Origin of the sequence: Paracoccus sanguinis (assembly GCF_012689545.1) — a bacterium.
Lineage (GTDB): Bacteria > Pseudomonadota > Alphaproteobacteria > Rhodobacterales > Rhodobacteraceae > Paracoccus > Paracoccus panacisoli.
Genome location: NZ_CP051542.1, coordinates 2,287,384 through 2,306,778 on the forward strand (window position 1 = coordinate 2,287,384; position 19,395 = coordinate 2,306,778).

Sequence of the window (19,395 nt, forward strand, 5' to 3'; positions counted from 1 at the left end):
CGGGCGGACCTCAATTCGACGGGGTTGCGGCAGGGGAGGGGGTAGCGACCGGCGGCGGCACGTCGGCCGGCGGCGCGACCGCAGAGGGCGCCGCGGCCTCGACCGCCGCCGGGCGGCCGACCGAGGCGGCGTCCACCGGTGCGGTGGCAGCGGCAGGGGCAGATTCGGAAGGCGCCGTCTGGACCGGTTCCGCTACTGGGATGGTATGGTTCGACACGGCCGCCGGGGGAGCAGGTGCCGGCTCGGCCACCGGCGCGGCCGGGGTCGGCGCGGTTGCGGAAGGAGCCGCAGCCTCCGCCGCCGGGGGGGCGGTCAGCGCGCCGATCGCCGCGGTAGCGTCGGCATAGGCGCGGGCGCGGGCGATCCACGGCTCCATCGCCGGGCGGGCCGGGGCGGGCAGCGCCTCGAGTTCCTTGAGCGCCGCGACGATGTCGCCGCGATCCACCGCTGCGCCGGCGCGCGAGAGCACCGCGTCGGCGTCCGACCCCTCGTGCGGTGTCACCGAGCGCGCCCCGGTCTGGGCGCGCAGGAAGTTGCCGATTGCGCTGCCTCGGCCAGAGGCCGCATCGCTGCGCAACTCGGCGCGCAGCGCGGCACGGGCGGCGGGCGGGAACTCGGCGGCGAGCGCCTCGAGCGTCGGCACCTCGGCGGTCAGCGCGGGGGGCGGGGTCACCCCGGCCTCCTGCAGCTGGGCCAGCGCGGCCTCGCGCGGGGCGCCGGTCTGGATCGCGGTGCCGAGCGCGCTCGCCGCGGCAGCGGTGCGGGCGCGGCGGGCGGCCTCGTCGGCGGCGGCGCGCAGGTCGGCGGCGCGGGCCTCGGCCTCGGCCAGCCGCGCCTCGGCTTCGTCGGCGGCCTGGTTGATGCGCGCCGTCGCGGCCTCGGCGTCAGCGGCGAGCCGTTCGAGCCGGTCGGCGGTCGCCTGGTCCACGGTCGGGCGGGCAGCCAGCGCCTGCACCTCCTGCCGCAGGGGCTCCAGATCCACCGAAGGCCGTGCGGCGAGTTCCTCGACCTGCTGGCGCAGCGGTGCGAGATCGACGGGCTCGCGCGCGGACAGCGTCTCGACCTGCTGGCGTAGGGCGTCGAGGTCGCCGGGCTGGGCGGATGCCAGCTCGCCCAGCCGCGTGTCAAGCGCGGCGAGCTGCTGGGCCTGCGCGGCCAGCGTGGACTGGATCGCGCCGTCGGGCTGGGGCGTGGCGGGGGCCTCGGCGATCAGCTTGGCGGCGGCGTCCGCGCCGGCCTGCCGCGCCTCGGTCAGCAGCGCCTCGCGGTCCGGGACGAGGCTGGCACCGGCGGCGCGGCTCGCGGCCTCGGCGGCGCTTGTGGCGGCCTGCTGGGCGGCCTCGGCGGCGCGGGTCTCGATGGCCGCGGCGCGGCTGTCGATCTCGGCGCGGGCGGCGGCGGCGGCCTGTTCGGCGAGCGCCGCGGTGTCGATCTCGGGTGCCGCGGCGGGCGCAGGCGCGGGCTGCCACGCGGCGGGCAGGCGCGGGATCGCCCACCACGCGGCCCCGGCGCCGAGTCCCGCGGCGACGACGCCGCCAAGGAACAGCGGGGCGAAGCCGCCGCGCCGGGGGGCGGGCGCCGGCTTGGTCGGGGCGGGGGTGTGGGCCGGCGTTTGGGCCGCGCCGCGCGACTCGCCGGTGGGCGGGACCGAGGAGCGGGTGGTGCCCTCGGTGCTGGCGCGCGGGGGAATGGCGGCGTCGGGCTTGGGAGCGTCGGGCGCCGGGCGGTCAGCCGGGGTTTTCAGCGTGGACTCGGCGGGTTTGCCAGGCGTGGCGTCGCGGGTGATCGTCGGGCTTTCGGCGCGCACTGAGGTCGGCGACGCTTCCGCCCCTCCCTTCAGCGGCTTGTCTGCCACGCCCGCAGCCCCGACCCCCATCTTGCCCACGGGCGCCTCAGCGTCGGCGCGACCCGAGGCCGCCGCGTCGCGCGGGGCCATGCCCGCGACGCCGCCGCTGCCGACCAGCGACGACTCGACCGACGGGGCCGGCTCGCCCGATTTCGCCATGCCCGGCCCGGCCCGCTCGACCGGCGGCGCCTCGCGCAGGTCCACCACGCTGCCCGGCGCGGCGGCCTTGGCGCCGGCGGCGGGCTGGCCGGCGGGCGTCTTGCCGGGTTTCGCGGTATCCTTGCGGTCGGTCATGGCGCGGCGATCCCTTGCGGCGGACGGGCGGGGCGTCGTCCCCGGCGTCGTGATTTGGCGGTTCGGCCCGCGCACGAACCGCGCGGGTGGCGTCACAGTAGAGAGCAGCGCCGTGCGGCTCAACCCGCGCCGGACGGCTCTGTTCCGCGGGCGAGGTCGCGGATGACGCAGCGGATGCCGGGCGCGTCGGGCGAGGGCGCCACGGCGCGACGCAGCGTCGCGGGGGCGGGGCCTGTCCACGCCCGATCCCAGGCCGCGTCGGCGGCGGCGCTGATCGGGGCGAGCCACAGCGGCGCGGCCGGCCCGACGGCGGCCACGGCGGCTGCCGCCAGCGCCGCCGCGCGGGGCGAGAAGAGCGGCAGGATCACCGGCGCCGGACGCTTGAGCAGGGCGGCGGCCTCCTCCGACAAGGGCAGCGCCTGCTGGTCGTAGACGACGATCCCCGGCACCGGCAGCTCGGCCGCGACCCGCACCCCGCGCAGGTGCACCCAGCCGGGACCGAGCCCGGTGAGCAGCGGCATCATCCCCGCCGCGTCCCCCGGCCCTTGCGTCACGGCAAAGCCCGCCGAACGGGCCAGCTCGGCCGTGCGCGGGCCGACGCAGATCGCCGGGCGCCCGCGGCCCGGCCCGGCGTGGGGGACGGCGTTCTCGGAGGTCAGGACCAGCCCCTCGGCCGCCGCGACCGCGGCGCTGTCGTGGGGGACGGGGACGATCCGCATCAGCGGGGCGATCACCGTGGCAAGGCCGAGGCCGGCGATCTGGTCCGCGAAGCGCCGCGCCGCGGGGGCGGGGCGGGTGATGAGGACGACGGGGGGCAAGGGCGGCTGCATGGCGTTTCCCGGGGACCGGTGCTAGGCGGGGATAGGCCGTCCCAACCCGTGATTTCAACCATGACGCTGACCGTGCTGGGGATCGAGAGCAGTTGCGACGACACCGCCGCCGCCGTGGTGCGGCTGGAGGGCGCCGCAACCGGGGGCGGGGGTGACGCGCCGCGCATCCTGTCCTCGGTCGTGGCGGGGCAAGAGACGCTGCACGCGGCCTTTGGCGGCGTCGTGCCTGAGATCGCCGCGCGCGCCCACGCCGAGCGGCTCGATGTTGCCGTCGAGCAGGCGCTGGCCAAGGCGGGGGTGGGCCTTGGCGATCTCGACGCCATCGCTGTCACCGCCGGGCCGGGGCTGATCGGCGGGGTGATGGCGGGGGTGATGCTGGCCAAGGGACTGTCCGCCGGGACCGGGCTGCCGCTGGTGGGGGTCAACCACCTCGCCGGGCACGCGCTGACCCCGCGGCTGACCGACGGGATCGGGTTTCCCTACCTCATGCTGCTCGTCTCGGGCGGGCATTGCCAGTTCCTGCGGGTCGAGGGGCCCGAGGACTTCACCCGCCTTGGCGGCACCATCGACGATGCGCCGGGCGAGGCCTTCGACAAGGTGGCCAAGCTCCTCGGCCTGCCCCAGCCCGGCGGACCGGCGGTCGAGGCCGAGGCCGCCGCGGGCGATCCCCGCGCCATCCCGCTGCCCCGCCCGCTGCTCGACCGGCCGGGCTGCGACATGAGCTTTTCCGGCCTCAAGACCGCCGTGCTGCGCGCCCGGGACGAGGCGGTGGCCCGCGACGGCGGGCTGCGCGCCGGGGTGCGGGCCGACATCTGCGCGGGGTTCCAGGCCGCGGTGGCCGAGGTGCTGGCGGAAAAGACCCGCCGGGCGCTCGCCACCTCGCCGGTGCCGGTCCTCGCCGTGGCCGGGGGCGTTGCCGCGAACCGCACCATCCGCGCCGCGCTCGAGGCGGTGGCGGACAGCGCCGGGGTGCGCTTCCTCGCCCCGCCGCTGGTGCTCTGCACCGACAACGCCGCGATGATCGCCTGGGCGGGGATCGAACGCTTCCGCCTCGGCCACCGCGACGGGATGGAGCTTTCCGCGCGCCCGCGCTGGCCGCTCGACGGCCGCGCCGCGCCGATGCTGGGCGCGGGCAAGCGGGGGGCCAAGGCATGAGCGTCGCGGTCCTCGGCGCCGGCGCCTTCGGCACCGCGCTCGCCGTCGCGCTGGCGGCCAAGGGGCCGGTGGTGCTGTGGGGGCGGCGGATCGGCTGGACGGGCGAGAACCCGCTGTTGCCCGGCGTGACCCTGCCCGATGCCGTCACCGTAACCGAACGGCTCGCGCAGGCGCGGGCCGAGGTGCTGCTGGTCGTCATTCCCGCGCAGGCGCTCGGCGGGTTTCTTCAAACCCATGCATCGGCGCTGGAGGGGCGGGCGCTTGTCGCTTGCGCCAAGGGCATCGACCTCGCCACCGGGCGCTCGCCGGCCGGGATGCTGGCCGCGGCCTGCCCCGCGGCGACGGTCGCGGTGCTGACCGGGCCGAGCTTCGCCGCCGACATCGCCCGCGGCCTGCCGACCGCGCTGACGCTCGCCTGCGCCGATGCCGCGGCGGGGCACGCGCTGCAGCACCAACTCTCGACCCCGGCGCTGCGGCTTTACCGCACCACCGACGTGGTGGGCGCGGAGCTGGGCGGGGCGCTCAAGAACGTCATCGCGATCGCCGCGGGCGCGGCCATCGGCGCGGGGCTGGGGGACAGCGCGCGGGCCGCGATCGTCACCCGCGGCTTCGCCGAGATGGCGCGCTTTGCCGCCGCGCAAGGTGCCGAGCCCGAGACGCTCGCCGGGCTTTCGGGCTTGGGCGACCTGATCCTGACCGCGACCTCGGCGCAGTCGCGCAACTTCCGCTATGGCCAGGCGCTGGGGCAGGGGGCCGCCTTCGACGCGGCCGTGACGGTCGAGGGCGCCGCCACCGCCCGCGCCGTCACCCGGCTGGCCGCGGCACAGGGGATCGAGATGCCGATCTCGGCGCTGGTCGCCGGGCTTGCCGGGGGCCGGATCGACGTTAAACAGGCGATGGAGCTGCTGCTCGCCCGCCCGCTCAAGGAGGAATGATGCCGCTTTTCGCCGTGATCTGCCGGGACAAGCCCCGCCATCTCTCGACCCGGCTCGAGACGCGCTCGGCGCATCTGGACTGGCTCAACGCCGCCGACATGGTCCGCATGGCCGGGCCCCTGGTCGAGGACGGCGAGATGCGCGGCTCGCTGGTCGTGGTCGAGGCCGACGACGCCGAGCGGGTGCGCGCCTGGACCGCGGGCGACCCCTATGCCGCGGCCGGGCTGTTCCAGTCGGTCGAGGTGATCGAGTGGCGCAAGGTGATCTGATGGCGCACTGGCTGTTCAAGTCGGAACCCGACGCCTTCTCGTGGGACGACCTCGTGGCCCGCGGCCGCGACGGCGAAGAGTGGAACGGGGTGCGCAGCGTGCAGGCCCGCAACGTGATGCGCGAGATGAAGGTCGGCGACCGCGGGTTCTTCTACCACTCGAACATCGGGAAAGAGGTGGTGGGCATCGTCGAGGTGATCGCCGAAAGCCACCCCGATTCGACCGCCGACGACCCCAAGTGGGACTGCGTGGACCTGCGCGCGGTCGAGGCGCTGGCCCGGCCCGTGACCTTGGCCCAGATCAAGGCGGACCCGCAGTTCGCCGATATGGTGCTGGTGCGCAATTCGCGCCTGTCGGTGCAGCCGGTGACCGACGCGGAGTGGGAGGCGGTGCTGGCCCTGGCCGAAGCGCCTGAAGAGGCGGCCGCCGATGCGCCCGCCGACGCGCCCGCCGACCGCCCGGCCAAAGCCAAGCCCGCCAGACGCGCGGCCAAACGGAGGGACTGACCCGATGGAGCTGATGATCGTGATCGCCGCGGCGATCCTCGCCTGGGTCGTGGGGGCGATCTGGTACCGCCTGACCGACCGGGTCTATGCCCACGCCTCGGCCCTGCAGGTCCAGAACATCGGCCACCCCAAGGCGCGCTCGGTGGTGCCCTATCTTCTGGCCGGGGTGGCGCTGGTGGCGGTGGCGGCGATGCTGCGGGTGCTGTTCGTGCGCGCCGGCATCGACGGGGTGCTGGCCGGGATGGGCTGGGGCTTCGGCATCGGCGCGGCCATCGTCGCGCCGTGGTTCGTGATCGAGAACACCTATTCGCCGCGGCCGATGATCATGACGCTGGTGGACATGGGCTATGCCATCACCGCCTGCGCGGTGATCGGCGCGGTGATGGGCGGCATCTGACCCCGCCGGCCGGCGCCCCCCGAGAGACGGACCGGCCCGCCCCCGTGCCGCCTTGCCGCAGGCGGGGCCGGGGGGCTGCGCTTGCCCCGGCCGGGCCGAGTGCCTAAACCCGCCCGGTCCGCCGCGCGGCCCCGCCGCGCCCCCTCGCCGCCCGACGTCCCAGCCTGAGAGGTCCGCCCATGGCCCGCAGCCCCAAGCCGATCGCCGATCGGCCCGCGACGAAACGCATCGGCGCGCTGGCGGCGCTGTGGCCGTTCGTCCGGCCCTACCGGCTGCTGCTGGCCGGCGCGCTGCTCGCGCTGATGGTGACGGCGGGGGTGAGCCTCGTCCTGCCGGTCGCGGTGCGCCGGATCGTGGACGGATTCGACGAGGGCGCGCGGCTGCTCGACCAGTATTTCCTCGCCGCCATCGGCATCGCCGCGCTGCTCGCCGTGGGCACGGCACTGCGCTATGCGCTGGTGACCCGGCTCGGCGAGCGGGTCGTGGCCGACATCCGCCGCGCGGTCTTCGACCGGGTGATCGGCCTCTCGCCCGCCTTCTTCGAGCGGGTGATGACGGGTGAGATCATCAGCCGCATCACCACCGACACGACGCTGATCCTGTCGGTGATCGGCTCGTCGGTGAGCCTCGCGCTGCGGCAGGCGATGGTGGCGGTCGGTGGTCTGGTGATGCTGCTGCTGACCTCGGCCAAGCTGACCGGGCTCTTGATGCTGGTCGTGCCGGTGGTGCTGGTGCCGATCATTGTGCTCGGCCGCCGGCTGCGCGGCCTCTCGCGCGAGAACCAGGACTGGATCGCGGCCTCGTCGGGCAGCGCGTCCGAGACGCTGCTCGCCGCGCAGACGGTGCAGGCCTTCACCGCCGAGGACGCGACGCGGGCGGGGTTTGCCGACGTGACCGAGCGCTCGTTCGCCTCTGCCGCGCGGCGGATCCGGGTGCGGGCGGCGATGACGGCGCTGGTGATCTTCCTGATCTTCGCGGGCGTCACCGGCGTCCTGTGGATCGGCGCCCGCGACGTGCGGCTGGGCGCCATGACGGTGGGCGAGCTGGTGCAGTTCGTCATCTACGCCGTGATGGTCGCGGGCTCGGTCGGCGCGCTGTCCGAAATCTGGGGCGAGCTGCAGCGCGCCGCCGGCGCCACCGAGCGGCTGGGCGAGCTGCTGGCGACGCAGGACGCGCTGACGGACCCCGCCCGCCCGGTGGCGCTGCCGCGCCCGGTGCGCGGGCAGATCGAGCTCGAGGGCGTCAGCTTCCACTATCCGACCCGGCCCGATGTCTCGGCGCTCGAGGACGTGTCGCTCTCGATCCGGCCGGGCGAGACGGTGGCGCTGGTCGGCCCCTCGGGGGCGGGCAAGACCACCGTGGTGCAGCTCATCCTGCGGTTCTGGGACCCCGAGACGGGCCGCGTCACGCTGGACGGGATCGACCTGCGCGACATGGCCCGGGCCGATTTCCGCCGCGCCATCGCGCTCGTGCCGCAGGACCCGGTGATCTTCGCCACCACCGCGCGCGAGAACATCCGCTTCGGCTGCCCCGAGGCCTCGGACGCCGAGGTCGAGGCCGCCGCCCGCGCCGCCAACGCCCACGACTTCCTGACTGCGCTGCCGGACGGCTACGAGGCGCAGGTGGGCGAGCGCGGGGTGATGCTGTCGGGCGGGCAGAAGCAGCGCATCGCCATCGCCCGCGCGATCCTGCGCGACGCGCCGATCCTGCTGCTGGACGAGGCGACGAGCGCGCTCGACGCCCAGTCCGAGCGGCTGGTGCAGGACGCGGTGGACGCGCTGGCCCGCGACCGGACGACGATCATCGTCGCGCACCGGCTGGCGACGGTGAAGAAGGCCGACCGGATCGTGGTCATGGACAAGGGCCGCATCGTCCAGCAGGGCACGCATGACGAGCTGGTGGCGCAGGGCGGCCTCTACGCCCGGCTCGCCCGGCTGCAGTTCACCGACGGGGCTGCCTGAGCGCCGCCCTCAGCTGCGTCCGTCTGGCCCGAAGACCCGGCGGCGCGGCCTCAGAGGTCGGGGAAGAACACCCCGCCCGGCGAGAGGGTGAAGATCTCGCACCCGTCCGCGGTCACGCCCACGGAATGCTCGAACTGCGCCGACAGCGACTTGTCGCGCGTGACCGCGGTCCAGTCGTCGGCGAGGATGCGCGTCTCGGCCCGGCCGAGGTTGATCATCGGCTCGATGGTGAAGAACATCCCTTCCTCCAGCATCGGGCCCTTCCCGGGCCGGCCGAAGTGCAGCACGTTCGGCGGCGCGTGGAACACCCGGCCCAGCCCGTGGCCGCAGAAGTCGCGCACCACCGACATCCGCTGGCTCTCGGCATAGGTCTGGATCGCCGCGCCGATGTCGCCGAAGGTGGCGCCGGGGCGCACCGCCTCGATCCCCTTCATCAGGCAGTCGTGGGTCACCCGGATCAGCCGCGCCGCGCGCTCGGACACCTGCCCGGCGACGTACATGCGCGAGCTGTCCCCGTACCAGCCTTCCTTGATCACCGTCACGTCGATGTTGAGGATGTCGCCCTCGAGCAGCGCATCGCTGTCGCGCCGCTTCTCGAGATCGCGCGAGATCGTTTCGTCGCGGCCCTTGGGGATCGGCTGGCCGGGGATGCCGTGGCAGACGACGTGGTTCACGCTGATGCAGCTTGCGTGCTGGTAGCCGCGATAGCCGACGGTGGCGCTGGTCAGCCCCAGCTCGGCCACCCGGGCGTTAATGAAGTCGTCCAGCTCGGCCGTGGTCACGCCGGGGGCCACGCGCGGGCCCACCTCGTCCAGGATCAGCGCGGCGGCGGCGCCGGCGGCGCGCATCCCGGCGAAATCCTCGGGGGCATGGATGCGGATGCCTTCGCGGGTGAGGCGCGGGTCGTTCATCGGGCTGATCCTTTCGCTTGAGGTGCCAGATAGACCCCGGCGGGGCCTTGTTCCAGCCCTCAGGCCGGGCATTATGCGCCCGCACCGGGCCGCGCCCGGCCAGACACCCGGGGGACGCCTGATGCAATCCGACAATCCGACCGCCGCGATCCTGCTGATCGGGGACGAGATCCTGTCCGGCCGCACCCGCGACCTGAACGCCCACCACCTCGCCGGCATCCTGAACGGCATCGGCATCGACCTGCGCGAGATCCGCGTCGTGCCCGACGATCATGCCGCGATCGTGGCGGCGCTTCGGGCGCTTGACCGCCACCTCGGCGGGGACTGGGACATGGTGTTCACCTCGGGCGGCATCGGCCCGACCCACGACGACATCACCGCCGACGCCGTGGCCGACGCCTATGGCGTGGGGATCGAGGTCAACGCCGACGCCCGCCGCATGATGGAGGAGCGCTGGACCCGGCTGGGGATGGAGATCACGCCCGCCCGCCTCAGGATGGCCCGCATCCCGGTCGGCGCCACGCTGATCGAGAACGCCGAGTCCGCCGCGCCGGGCTTCTCGATCGGCGGCGCGCACGTCATGGCCGGGGTGCCCTCGGTGTTCCGCAGGATGATCGAGGCGCTGGTCCCGCGGCTCAACCCCGGCCGCCCGCCGGTCAGCCGCACCGTCCGGGTCGAGCGCCCCGAGTCCGACGTGGCCGAGGGGCTGCGCGAGGTCGCGGCCGCGTTCCCCGACCTGTCGCTCGGCAGCTATCCCTTCCGCGAAGAGGGGCGCTTCGGCACCAACCTCGTGATCCGCGGGCTCGACGAGGCCCGCGTCGAGGCCGCGCTCGCGGCGCTCGGCACCCGGCTCGGGCTGTGATCTCACCGGCATTCGACGCCGCCTGGCAGGCGACCTGGCCCGCGGCCGACTATGCGGACCACGGCGGGCTGCGGGTCGGCCGGGGCCTCGGCGGCGGTGGCCGGGTCAGCGCCGCCCGGGTGGTGGGCGACTGGGATGAGGCCGACATCACGGCGGCAGAGGCGACCCATGCCGGCTGGGGCCAGCCCGCGCTCTTCGCGGTCGAGGACGGCGACGGCGCGCTCGCCGCCGCGCTCGCGGCGCGTGGGTATCGCGCCGCCAACCCCACGCTGATCCTGTCGGCGCCGCTCGGCCCACTGACCGACCGGGCGATCCCGCCGGTGACGGCGCTCGAATCCTGGCCGCCGCTGGCGATCCAGCGCGACGTGTGGCGCCAGCTCGGGGTCGGGGAGGCGCGGCAGGCGGTGATGGCGCGGGTCGCGGGGCGGCACACGGCGATCCTCGGCCGGGTCGAGGACCGCGCCGCAGGGGCCGCCTTTGCCGCGGTGCACGGCGGCATCGGGACGCTGCACGCGCTGGCGGTGCTGCCGCGCTGGCGGGGCAAGGGTCTGGGCGCGTGGATGGTCCGCCGCGCGGCCGATTTCGCCGCCCGGCACGCCGCCGCCGAACTGGCGCTCGCGGTGACTGAGGCGAACGCCGCGGCGCGCGCGCTCTATGCCGGGCTCGGCTTCGCGCCGGTCGGCCGCTACGCCTACTGGCAGCGCGACGGCTGAGCCGTCACTCGGTCGCCAACCGCCGGAACTCGCGCTTGAGCAGGTCGACCTCGGCCCTGAGCAGGTCGATCTCGGCCCGCAGATCGGCGTCGAGCGCCTCGCCCGCGAGCAGCGGCAGGTGCCCGAGCCGCATCGCGCCGGGCCGCGGCGCGTCCACGCCCGCACCATCGTCGGCGATCAGCGTATAGGTCTGCACCCCCTCGGACAGCGTCTCGACGGGCAGGGCGGCGCGGATGTTCCAGCCGCCCTCGGCGCCGGGCGTGACCTCGGCCTGACCCACGGTGCGGCCGTTCAGCGTCAGCGCCACCCGCGCGGGGGCGGGGCCATCGGGCAGCCGCCCCTCCCACACCCCGGACTTGAGGCCGAGCGAGACGAACGGACGGGTCATGTCGGGCCCCCTTGGGTCAGCCATCGGGCGTTACACATCGGCGCGCAGATGCCGCGACAGGAACAGGTCGCGGATGCGCACGGCGTTCATCTGCGGCGCCTCGAAGATCAGGTCGAGCCACAGCTTCTCGAGCCGCTTCTCGTTCATCTCGACGTAGTGCAGGTCGAACTCGATCTCGCGCGCGACCGGCTCGGGGCCGGGGGCGATGTCGCCCAGATGGCGCAGCAGCGTGTCGGTGTTCGGCCCGTGGCCGATGTTCAGCCGGGCATAGATGCTCATCGGGCGCTCGACGGTCAGCGTCACGTCGAGCCGGATGATATGGGCGCGGGTCAGCCCGTCGCGGGCGGCGTCGGGCAGGGTCACCGAGACCGACAGGTAGCTGCCCGAGAACCCCAGCGTCTCGAGCAGCAGGCCGAAGGGCGCGAGATCGGCGGCGCCGCGGTTCGGCATCTGCCGCAGGATCAGCGCGCCGGCCGGGCAGTCGTGCCAGACCGCCGCCTGCTCGCCCAGCCACGTCCCCGAGGCGGGGGCGGCGATGCCCGAGGGCGCAATCCGGGTCGACAGGAACGGCGGCCGCCAGCGCCAGTCGGTGCCGCGCGGCAGGTCGGCCAGATCGACCGGCCGCTGGACGCTGTCGAGCCGGCTCTGCGCGCTGGCGATGAAGCGGTCGGCGCTGCGCCTGAGGCCGCGGGCGTCGTCCTGCAACTCGCGCAGCCGGCGCAGGGTCATGCCGCCGGTGGCCTCGGCCAACCGATGCCACTCGCCCATCGCGCGCAGGCGCAGCCTGTTCCTGACCCAGCGGCGCGGTTGGATGGCCATCGTTGCGGCGCCCCCGTCGGACCGGCGGTGCCGGTCACTGGTCCATGTAGACGTGGGTCTCGGCCTTGGCGCCGGGGTGGGTGACGGCGCCGAGCCGCGCCACGCCGACGAGCTGGGCGTATTTCCACAGCGCGCCCGAGGCATAGTCGGTCTTGCGCGGACCCGCCCAGGCGGCCTTGCGGGCAGCGAGTTCCTCGTCGGTCAGGTCAACCGAGATGGTGCCCTCGATGGCGTTCAGCGTGATGATGTCGCCGTCGCGGACCAGCGCAATCGGCCCGCCATGCGCGGCCTCGGGGCCGACGTGGCCGACGCAGAATCCGCGGGTGGCGCCCGAGAACCGGCCATCGGTGATCAGCGCCACCTTCTTGCCCATCCCCTGGCCCGAGAGCGCCGCGGTGGTCGCCAGCATCTCGCGCATCCCCGGCCCGCCCGCGGGGCCTTCGTTGCGGATGACGATGACCTCGCCTTCCTTGTAGGTGCGGGCCTGCACGGCCGCGAACGCCTCTTCCTCGCACTCGAAGACGCGGGCGGGGCCGGTGAAGACCTGCTCGGCCTCGCTCATCCCCGCGACCTTCACGATGGCGCCCTCGGGCGCGAGGTTGCCCTTCAGCCCGACGACGCCGCCGGTTTTGGTGATCGGCGTCTCGACGGGGTGGATGACCTTGCCGTCCGGCTCGCCGCGGATCTCGTCCAGCTCCTCGCCCAGCGTCCGGCCCGAGGCGGTCAGGCAGTCGAGGTGCAGAAGCCCGGCCTTGGCCAGTTCCTTCATCACCACCGGGATGCCGCCGACCTCGAACAGGTCCTTGGCGACGTATTCGCCGCCCGGCCGCAGGTTCACGAAATAGGGGGTGTCCTTGAAGATGTCGCACACGTCGAAGAGGTCGAAGTCGATCCCCGCCTCATGCGCCAGCGCCGGCAGGTGCAGACCGCCGTTGGTCGACCCGCCCGTGCAGGCCACGACGCGGGCCGCGTTCTCGAGGCTCTTGCGGGTCACGATGTCGCGGGCCCGGATGTTCTTCTCGATCAGGTTCATCACCGCGAAGCCCGAGGCGTCGCAGAACTGGTCGCGGCTCTCGTAGGGCGCGGGCGCGCCGGACGAGTTGATCAGCGCCAGCCCGATCGCTTCGGAGACGCAGGCCATGGTGTTGGCGGTGTACTGCGCCCCGCAGGCGCCCGAGGACGGGCAGGCCACGCGCTCCATGATGTCGAGTTCGGCGTCCGAGATCAGGCCCGCGGCGTGCTTGCCCGCGGCCTCGAACATGTCCTGCACGGTGATGTCGCGGCCCTGGTAGCGGCCGGGCAGGATCGACCCGCCGTAGATGAAGACCGACGGCACGTTCAGCCGCACCATCGCCATCATCATCCCGGGCAGCGACTTGTCGCAGCCGGCAAGCCCCACGAGCGCGTCGTAGCAGTGCCCGCGCATGGTCAGTTCCACCGTGTCGGCGATGGCGTCGCGCGAGGCAAGCGAGGACCGCATCCCCTCGTGCCCCATGGCGATTCCGTCGGTCACGGTGATGGTGGTGAACTCGCGCGGCGTGCCGCCGCCGCGCTTGACGCCCATCTTCACAACCTGCGCCTGACGGTTCAGCGCGATGTTGCAGGGCGCCGCTTCGTTCCAGCAGGTCGCCACGCCGACCAGCGGCTGGTGGATTTCCTCTTCGGTCACGCCCATCGCGTAAAGATAGCTGCGATGCGCGGCACGCGCCGGCCCCTCGGTCACGTGACGGCTGGGCAGTTTCGACTTGTCGAAGCGCGTGTTCTTCATGGCGTCCCCCTTGGCTGGGGTCCGGAATAGTGCCGGGCCGGGCGGGGGGCAAGGGCGCGGGAGGGGCAGCGCGGAGCGGAGTGCCCGCCCGCGCGCCTAAAGCGCCAGTGCCGCGTTCAGCTTGGCCGCGCAGATCAGGTCGTTCTCGGTCAGCCCCCCGGCCTCGTGGGTGGTGAAGGTGACCTCGCAATAGCCCCAGCCGAAGGCGATGTCGGGGTGGTGGCCCTGGCTGTTGCCCAGCCACGCGGCGAGGCTCGCCATCTCGACGGCCTTGGCGAAGCCCTTGAAGGCGAAGCGGCGGTGGATCGCGCGGGCGTCGTCCGAGAGCGTCCAGCCCTCGAGCCCCGCAAGCGCCGTCCGGGCGGCCACCGCATCCATCGGCGCCACGCCCCCCTGGCAGGGCACGCAGTCGCGGGCGGCGAGATCGCAGGTCGGGTCGGTCATGCCACCTCCTCCTTCGGGGGGTATGCGGGCGGGTGCAGCCCCAGCGCGCGGGCCTGCCGCACGTCGGCCAGCAGGTCGCGGTCGGCGGCGGCGAAGAGATCGTCCAGCCGGTCGATCACGAAGTAAAGCGGCTGGTGGATGTCGATGCGGTAGGGCGTCCGCAGGATGTCGATCACGTCGAAGGACCGGTGCTGGGGCGCGTCCGAGATCGACCACGGCAGTTCCGTCACCGACGACGCCAGCCCCGAGCCGAGCGCCTTGAGCCGCCCGTCCTGGCGCGTCAGCCCGAACTCGATCGAGAACCAGTAAAGCCGGATCAGCCAGGCGAAGTCCGGCTTCTCGGCCCGCGTCCCGGCCTGCCCGATCGCCTGCGAGAAGGCCGCGAAGGCCGGGTCGGTCAGCAGCGGGGTGTGGCCGAAGATCTCGTGGAAGATGTCGGGTTCCTCGATGTAGTCGAAGTGCTTGCGCTTGCGGATGAAGCTGGCGGCCGGAAAGGTCCGGTCGGCCAGCATCCCGAAGAAGCGCCCGAAGCCGATGAGCGCCGGCACCGGCTCGACCCGCCAGCCGGTCAGCTCGCGCAGCCTCTCGCTGACCTCGGGGCATTGCGGCACCCGCGCCGTGGGCAGGTCGAGCTTGGCCAGCCCGTCGAGGTAGGGCCGCGCCATGTCGCGGCGCACCGCGGGCATCTGGCGGGCGATGAGATCGGCCCAGACCGCGTCCTCCTCGGGCGTGTAGGCGATGAATCCGTCCGCGTCGGGCTGTTTGGCCTCGTATTCGGTCGATTTCGGCATGATGTGTCCTCCCGTGGTCCAGTTTACCCGAGGGCGGCAGAAAATCTTGCCGCAGGCGGGGGTCTGGGGCAGGGTCGGGAAACACCATGCCCGATCCGGGCCGCTGCGGGGTATCCCATGCCTGACCTCGATGACACCGACCGGCGGTTGCTGCGGCTTCTCCAGCGCGACGCCACGCTTTCGACGCAGGAGCTGGCCGAGCGCGCCGGGCTCTCGGCCTCGCCCGCGTGGCGGCGGGTGCGGCGGATGACCGAGGACGGCGTGATCGCCGCGCAGGTGGTGCTGGTGCCGCCCCGGGCGCTGGGGCTTTCGGCGCTGGCCTATGTGCAGGTCTCGCTGCTCGACCACCGCGAGGAGACGATCGCCGCCTTCGACCGCTTCGTGCAGGCCGAGGATCAGGTGGTGGAATGCGCGACCATCACCGGGGCCTCGGACTATCTGCTCAAGATCGTGGCCGAGGATGCCGAGGGGCTCGAGCGGTTCCTGATGCGGCGGCTGCTGGCGACCGGGATCATCCGGGCGACGGTGACGAACTTCGTCCTGCGGCAGACGAAATACACCACCGCCCTGCCCGTGTGATCACAAGAGCGGCGTCGCCAGCGCCAGGGCGTTGTTGCGCACCCGCCGCCACATCGGCCAGGCGGCGATCTCCTCGGCCGTCAGTGGCACGGCGCGGGCGAGGTAGCTGGCCTGCCGCGCGTCCAGCTCGGCCGTCAGCACCGGGTCCACCACGGTCAAGTTCATCTCGTAGTTCAGCTCGAAGCTGCGGCGGTCGAGGTTGGCCGAGCCGATCATCGCCAGCTGCCCGTCCACGGTCATGATCTTGGCGTGCAGCAGCCCTGGCACGAACTGCCACAGCCGCACCCCGGCCTCGGCCAGCCCGCCGAAGAACCCCTCGCTGGTCGCGCCGACGAAGAGCGAATCGTTGCGCCGGGGCAGGATCATCGTGACCTCGACCCCGCGCAGCGCCGCGGCCCGCAGCGCCGCGTCCACCGCCTGGTCGGGGACGTAGTAGGGGTTCGAGATGGTGATGCTGCGCCGGGCGCTCAGGATCAGCGTCATCATCGCGTCCGACAGCCCCGCGACGTGCCGGTCGGGGCCGGTGGGCAGCACCTGGGCGATCTGGTCCGGGCCGCCGGGGGGCAGCACATGGGTCAGCATCGCGCCGAGGTCGGCGCCGGTCGCGGTCATCCAGTCCTGCAGGAACACCGCCTGCATCTGCCGCACCACCGGGCCGCGGATGCGGGCGAGGATGTCGACCCACGGCGCGAACCGCGGCTTCACCGCAAAGGCCATGTCGGCGCAGTTGCGGCTGCCGGTGAAGCCGAGCGTGTGGTCGATCACCACGATCTTGCGGTGGTTGCGCAGGTCCACGCGGCTGAGCATCGCGCGGACCAGCGACAGCCGCACCGGGTCGGCGCGGCGGCAGTCGACGCCCGCGGCGCGCATCTCCCCCCACGTGGTCGAGCGGGTGAGCGCGCGCGAGCCGAGCCCGTCCACCATCACCCGCACCGCCACGCCCCGGCGCGCGGCGCGGCAGGCGGCGGCGGCGACCTTGCGGCCGGACACGTCGTCCAGCCAGATGTAGAAGAGCATGTGGACGTGGTCGGCGGCCGCGTCGATCGCCTCGACCACCGCGTCGATGGCCGAATCGTCCTCGGGCAGCAGATGGATATCGTTGCCCGACACCGGCTCGAACCCGCCCGCGGCGCGGTTCATGTCCAGCACCGCGCGGGCCGAGTCGGGGGGCGCCTCGACCGCCTGCGGGCTCGGGGTCCAGAGGCCGGTCAGGCGCTCGCGGATGTCCTCGCGCCGCTGCCGGTCGCGGCCGTTCATGCGGATCTCGCCGAAGAGCAGGTAGCCCGCGATGCCGATCAGCGGCAGCGCCTCGACCACGAGGATCCAGGCGAGGCGGACCGGCGGCTCCATCTGCGGGCGCGTCAGCACCCGCAGGCTGACCGCCACCGCGGCCAGGATATGCGCCCAGAGGATGATCTGTCCCCACATGGCCGCCATAGGGCCGCCCCCGCGCGCCGATTGCAATCGCGGACGGTGCGGCCTATCTCACGCCCCTGACGCAGGGCGCTGTCCGGCCGCGGTTCCGGCCGGGGCGCGCAAGGCCGCCCGAAGGCCGACCCGAGGCCGACCGCAAGGGAACAGCGATGAACTGGATCACCAATTATGTCCGCCCGCGCATCAACAGCCTATTCTCGCGCCGCGAGGTGCCCGAGAACCTGTGGACCAAGTGCCCGGAATGCGGGACGATGCTGTTTCACCGGGAACTCGCCGACAACCTGAACGTCTGCACCTCGTGCGACCATCACCTGGCGATCACGCCGCGGGCGCGGTTCACCGCGCTCTTCGACGGCGGCGCCTTCGTCGAGGTCAAGGTGCCCGAGCCGCTGGCCGACCCGCTGGGCTTCAAGGACCAGAAGAAATACCCCGAGCGCCTCAAGGCCGCGCAGAAGCAGACCGGCGAGCGCGAGGCGATGCTGGTCGCCGAGGGCGAGGTCGGGCGCACCGCCATCGTCGCGGCGGCGCAGGACTTCAGCTTCATGGGCGGGTCGATGGGGATGTATGTCGGCAATGCCATCCTCGCCGCGGCCGAGCGCGCGGTGGCGCTCAAGCGGCCGCTGGTGCTGTTCTCGGCCGCCGGCGGCGCGCGGATGCAGGAGGGCATCCTGTCGCTGATGCAGATGCCCCGCACCACCGTCGCGGTGCAGATGCTGAAAGAGGCGCGGCTGCCCTATGTCGTCGTCCTGACCCATCCCACCACCGGCGGGGTGACGGCCAGCTACGCCATGCTGGGTGACGTCCAGATCGCCGAGCCGAACGCGCTGATCTGCTTTGCCGGGCCGCGGGTGATCGAGCAGACCATCCGCGAGAAGCTGCCCGAGGGGTTCCAGCGCGCCGAGTATCTGCTCGAGCACGGGATGCTGGACCGGGTGACGCACCGCAAGCACCTGCGGGCCGAGCTGGTGACGATCCTGCGGATGCTGACCCGGCAATCGGCGCCGATCGTGGCCGACCTGCCGGCGCCCGGCGCCATCCCGGTGGCACTGCCCGACGCGCCGGCGGAGCCCTCGGCCGCGTTCCAGCCCGCCGACGCCGCCCCGGTGGCGGCCGAGGCGCCCGGCCCGGTCCCGGCCGCCGCGCGAAAGAACGCCAAGGCGTGAGCGACGCGACGGACGCCATCCTCGCCCGGCTGACGGCGCTGCATCCCAAGGTCATCGACCTGTCGCTCGACCGGCTGACGGCGCTGCTCGCGGACCTCGGGAACCCGCAGGACGCGATCCCGCCGGTGATCCACATCGCCGGGACCAACGGCAAGGGCTCGACGCAGGCCTATCTGCGCGCGGGGCTCGAGGCGGCGGGGCTGCGCGTCCACGCCTATACCTCGCCGCATCTGGCGTATTTCAACGAGCGCATCCGGCTGGCCGGCGACCTGATCGGCGACGCGGCGCTGGCCGCAGTGCTGGCCGAGGTCGAGGCGGTGAACGCCGGCCGCCCCATCACCTTCTTCGAGATCACCACCGCGGCGGCGTTCCTCGCCTTCGCCCGGACGCCGGCCGACGTGACGCTGCTCGAGGTGGGCCTCGGCGGGCGTCTGGACGCGACGAACGTGGTCGGCGCGCCGCGGCTGACGGTCATCACCCCCGTCTCGATCGACCACACCCAGTATCTGGGCGAGACGCTGGCCGAGATTGCCGGCGAAAAGGCCGGCATCCTCAAGCGCGGCGTGCCCTGTGTCGTGGCCCGCCAGCAGGACGAGGCGCTGGCAGTGATCGAGGCGCGCGCTGCGCGGCTCGGCTGTCCGCTGGCGGTCGCAGGGCAGCACTGGACCGCCGCGCGCGAAGGCGACGCGCTGGTCTATCAGGATGAGCGCGGGCTCTTGGACCTGCCGCTGCCGGCCCTGCCGGGGCCGTTCCAGATCGACAACGCCGGCACCGCCATCGCCGCCCTGCGCGAACTGGGCTACGGGCAGGCCGAGGCGGCGGCGGCGATGACGCGGGTCGAATGGCCCGCCCGGATGCAGCGCCTGACCCGCGGCCCGCTGGTCGAGGCCGCGCAGGCGGGCGGCTGCGAGCTGTGGCTCGACGGCGGCCACAACCCGGCGGGCGGGGCGGCGGTGGCCGCGACGCTGGCGGCGATGCCACCGCGGCCCACGCATCTGATCTGCGGGATGCTGAACACCAAGGACGTGGCGGGCTACATGGCGCCGCTGGCCGCCGTGGCCGAAAGCCTGACCGCGGTGGCCATTCCGGGCGAGGCCAACACGCTGCCGGCCGAGACGACCGCCGCCGCCGCCCGCGCCGCCGGGCTGCCGGCCGGTACCGCCACAGATGCGGGCGCGGCGGTGAGCGCGCTCGCCGCCGCCCATCCCGGCGCGCGGCTGCTGATCTGCGGCTCGCTGTACCTCGCCGGACGGGTGCTGCGCGAGAACGGCTGATCGGTCCGTTGCGGCGCGGATTTCCGTGTTATATCGGGCGCCTGCATACCCCCGTC

At 73.7% G+C, this 19,395-nt stretch carries 19 protein-coding genes and 1 pseudogene; 11 read left to right on the forward strand and 9 right to left on the reverse strand.

Annotated elements, in window-relative coordinates:
* Positions 1-10 precede the first annotated feature (10 nt).
* On the reverse strand, positions 11-2,140 hold the full coding sequence (locus HGN31_RS10920) for a COG4223 family protein (RefSeq protein ID WP_168783193.1): 2,130 nt from the start codon (positions 2,138-2,140) through the stop codon (positions 11-13).
* A gap of 119 nt (positions 2,141-2,259) precedes the next feature.
* Positions 2,260-2,970, reverse strand: a complete 711-nt coding sequence (locus HGN31_RS10925) for a uroporphyrinogen-III synthase (RefSeq protein ID WP_211096287.1) — start codon at positions 2,968-2,970, stop codon at positions 2,260-2,262.
* 60 nt (positions 2,971-3,030) lie between these two features.
* Here HGN31_RS10925 and tsaD point away from each other — a divergent pair, with 60 nt between their 5' ends.
* The 6 genes and pseudogenes from tsaD to HGN31_RS10955 all read left to right on the forward strand — a co-directional run bounded on the left by tsaD (position 3,031) and on the right by HGN31_RS10955 (position 8,193).
* On the forward strand, positions 3,031-4,125 hold the full coding sequence (gene tsaD, locus HGN31_RS10930) for a tRNA (adenosine(37)-N6)-threonylcarbamoyltransferase complex transferase subunit TsaD (RefSeq protein ID WP_168783194.1): 1,095 nt from the start codon (positions 3,031-3,033) through the stop codon (positions 4,123-4,125).
* Complete coding sequence (locus HGN31_RS10935) at positions 4,122-5,060, forward strand: NAD(P)H-dependent glycerol-3-phosphate dehydrogenase (protein ID WP_168783195.1); 939 nt, start codon at positions 4,122-4,124, stop codon at positions 5,058-5,060. Before tsaD ends, HGN31_RS10935 begins: the two co-directional genes overlap by 4 nt.
* The gene (locus HGN31_RS10940; RefSeq protein ID WP_168783196.1) at positions 5,060-5,329 is read left to right on the forward strand and encodes a YciI family protein; all 270 of its coding nucleotides are present in this window, start codon (positions 5,060-5,062) and stop codon (positions 5,327-5,329) included. Before HGN31_RS10935 ends, HGN31_RS10940 begins: the two co-directional genes overlap by 1 nt.
* Positions 5,329-5,733 (forward strand): annotated as a pseudogene (locus tag HGN31_RS10945) (EVE domain-containing protein); the annotation flags it as partial. The gene HGN31_RS10940 and the pseudogene HGN31_RS10945, both read left to right, overlap by 1 nt.
* A 106-nt stretch (positions 5,734-5,839) precedes the next feature.
* Positions 5,840-6,232 carry a DUF1761 domain-containing protein gene (locus HGN31_RS10950; protein ID WP_036704301.1) on the forward strand — a complete coding sequence of 131 codons (393 nt, stop codon included), beginning with the start codon at positions 5,840-5,842 and terminating at the stop codon, positions 6,230-6,232.
* Positions 6,233-6,411: 179 nt separating this feature from the next.
* Positions 6,412-8,193, forward strand: coding sequence for an ABC transporter transmembrane domain-containing protein (locus HGN31_RS10955; protein WP_168783198.1), 1,782 nt, complete (start codon positions 6,412-6,414; stop codon positions 8,191-8,193).
* 50 nt (positions 8,194-8,243) lie between these two features.
* Here the strand turns inward: HGN31_RS10955 and map are convergent, their stop codons facing one another.
* On the reverse strand, positions 8,244-9,104 hold the full coding sequence (map, locus tag HGN31_RS10960) for a type I methionyl aminopeptidase (protein WP_168783199.1): 861 nt from the start codon (positions 9,102-9,104) through the stop codon (positions 8,244-8,246).
* A 121-nt stretch (positions 9,105-9,225) separates the two neighbouring features.
* Between map and HGN31_RS10965 the strand changes: the two genes are divergently transcribed.
* Positions 9,226-9,966: a competence/damage-inducible protein A gene (locus HGN31_RS10965; protein WP_168783200.1), complete on the forward strand. Its 741-nt coding sequence runs from the start codon at positions 9,226-9,228 to the stop codon at positions 9,964-9,966.
* Positions 9,963-10,679 (forward strand): GNAT family N-acetyltransferase, encoded by a 717-nt coding sequence (locus HGN31_RS10970; RefSeq protein WP_168783201.1) that lies wholly within the window; start codon positions 9,963-9,965, stop codon positions 10,677-10,679. The genes HGN31_RS10965 and HGN31_RS10970 overlap by 4 nt, the downstream gene beginning before the upstream one ends.
* A gap of 4 nt (positions 10,680-10,683) precedes the next feature.
* On the opposite strand, the gene HGN31_RS10975 is transcribed toward HGN31_RS10970, so the two are convergent.
* From HGN31_RS10975 to phhA, 5 genes are all read right to left on the reverse strand, one after another.
* On the reverse strand, positions 10,684-11,067 hold the full coding sequence (locus tag HGN31_RS10975; RefSeq protein ID WP_043133997.1) for a hypothetical protein: 384 nt from the start codon (positions 11,065-11,067) through the stop codon (positions 10,684-10,686).
* Between the two features lie 30 nt (positions 11,068-11,097).
* Complete coding sequence (locus HGN31_RS10980; RefSeq protein ID WP_168783202.1) at positions 11,098-11,886, reverse strand: DUF6478 family protein; 789 nt, start codon at positions 11,884-11,886, stop codon at positions 11,098-11,100.
* Between the two features lie 34 nt (positions 11,887-11,920).
* Positions 11,921-13,654: a dihydroxy-acid dehydratase gene (ilvD, locus tag HGN31_RS10985; protein ID WP_168783203.1), complete on the reverse strand. Its 1,734-nt coding sequence runs from the start codon at positions 13,652-13,654 to the stop codon at positions 11,921-11,923.
* A 96-nt stretch (positions 13,655-13,750) separates the two neighbouring features.
* Complete coding sequence (locus HGN31_RS10990; RefSeq protein WP_168783204.1) at positions 13,751-14,098, reverse strand: 4a-hydroxytetrahydrobiopterin dehydratase; 348 nt, start codon at positions 14,096-14,098, stop codon at positions 13,751-13,753.
* Positions 14,095-14,889 carry a phenylalanine 4-monooxygenase gene (phhA, locus tag HGN31_RS10995; RefSeq protein WP_168783205.1) on the reverse strand — a complete coding sequence of 265 codons (795 nt, stop codon included), beginning with the start codon at positions 14,887-14,889 and terminating at the stop codon, positions 14,095-14,097. Before phhA ends, HGN31_RS10990 begins: the two co-directional genes overlap by 4 nt.
* Before the next feature lie 117 nt (positions 14,890-15,006).
* Between phhA and HGN31_RS11000 the strand changes: the two genes are divergently transcribed.
* Positions 15,007-15,468, forward strand: a complete 462-nt coding sequence (locus HGN31_RS11000) for an Lrp/AsnC family transcriptional regulator (protein WP_168783206.1) — start codon at positions 15,007-15,009, stop codon at positions 15,466-15,468.
* On the opposite strand, the gene cls is transcribed toward HGN31_RS11000, so the two are convergent.
* Complete coding sequence (gene cls, locus HGN31_RS11005) at positions 15,469-16,896, reverse strand: cardiolipin synthase (RefSeq protein ID WP_168783207.1); 1,428 nt, start codon at positions 16,894-16,896, stop codon at positions 15,469-15,471.
* A gap of 155 nt (positions 16,897-17,051) precedes the next feature.
* On the opposite strand from cls, the gene accD reads away from it, so the two are divergent.
* Positions 17,052-18,065 carry an acetyl-CoA carboxylase, carboxyltransferase subunit beta gene (gene accD / locus HGN31_RS11010; protein ID WP_036735532.1) on the forward strand — a complete coding sequence of 338 codons (1,014 nt, stop codon included), beginning with the start codon at positions 17,052-17,054 and terminating at the stop codon, positions 18,063-18,065.
* Complete coding sequence (locus HGN31_RS11015; RefSeq protein WP_168783208.1) at positions 18,062-19,339, forward strand: bifunctional folylpolyglutamate synthase/dihydrofolate synthase; 1,278 nt, start codon at positions 18,062-18,064, stop codon at positions 19,337-19,339. Before accD ends, HGN31_RS11015 begins: the two co-directional genes overlap by 4 nt.
* Positions 19,340-19,395: the final 56 nt, after the last annotated feature.

Coding starts and splice junctions, on each gene's coding strand:
- HGN31_RS10920 (WP_168783193.1), bottom strand. CDS start 2,140: ATGACCGACCGCAAGGATACCGCGAAACCCGGCAAGACGCCCGCCGGC.
- HGN31_RS10925 (WP_211096287.1), bottom strand. CDS start 2,970: ATGCAGCCGCCCTTGCCCCCCGTCGTCCTCATCACCCGCCCCGCCCCC.
- tsaD (WP_168783194.1), top strand. CDS start 3,031: ATGACGCTGACCGTGCTGGGGATCGAGAGCAGTTGCGACGACACCGCC.
- HGN31_RS10935 (WP_168783195.1), top strand. CDS start 4,122: ATGAGCGTCGCGGTCCTCGGCGCCGGCGCCTTCGGCACCGCGCTCGCC.
- HGN31_RS10940 (WP_168783196.1), top strand. CDS start 5,060: ATGCCGCTTTTCGCCGTGATCTGCCGGGACAAGCCCCGCCATCTCTCG.
- HGN31_RS10950 (WP_036704301.1), top strand. CDS start 5,840: ATGGAGCTGATGATCGTGATCGCCGCGGCGATCCTCGCCTGGGTCGTG.
- HGN31_RS10955 (WP_168783198.1), top strand. CDS start 6,412: ATGGCCCGCAGCCCCAAGCCGATCGCCGATCGGCCCGCGACGAAACGC.
- map (WP_168783199.1), bottom strand. CDS start 9,104: ATGAACGACCCGCGCCTCACCCGCGAAGGCATCCGCATCCATGCCCCC.
- HGN31_RS10965 (WP_168783200.1), top strand. CDS start 9,226: ATGCAATCCGACAATCCGACCGCCGCGATCCTGCTGATCGGGGACGAG.
- HGN31_RS10975 (WP_043133997.1), bottom strand. CDS start 11,067: ATGACCCGTCCGTTCGTCTCGCTCGGCCTCAAGTCCGGGGTGTGGGAG.
- HGN31_RS10980 (WP_168783202.1), bottom strand. CDS start 11,886: ATGGCCATCCAACCGCGCCGCTGGGTCAGGAACAGGCTGCGCCTGCGC.
- ilvD (WP_168783203.1), bottom strand. CDS start 13,654: ATGAAGAACACGCGCTTCGACAAGTCGAAACTGCCCAGCCGTCACGTG.
- HGN31_RS10990 (WP_168783204.1), bottom strand. CDS start 14,098: ATGACCGACCCGACCTGCGATCTCGCCGCCCGCGACTGCGTGCCCTGC.
- phhA (WP_168783205.1), bottom strand. CDS start 14,889: ATGCCGAAATCGACCGAATACGAGGCCAAACAGCCCGACGCGGACGGA.
- HGN31_RS11000 (WP_168783206.1), top strand. CDS start 15,007: ATGCCTGACCTCGATGACACCGACCGGCGGTTGCTGCGGCTTCTCCAG.
- cls (WP_168783207.1), bottom strand. CDS start 16,896: ATGTGGGGACAGATCATCCTCTGGGCGCATATCCTGGCCGCGGTGGCG.
- accD (WP_036735532.1), top strand. CDS start 17,052: ATGAACTGGATCACCAATTATGTCCGCCCGCGCATCAACAGCCTATTC.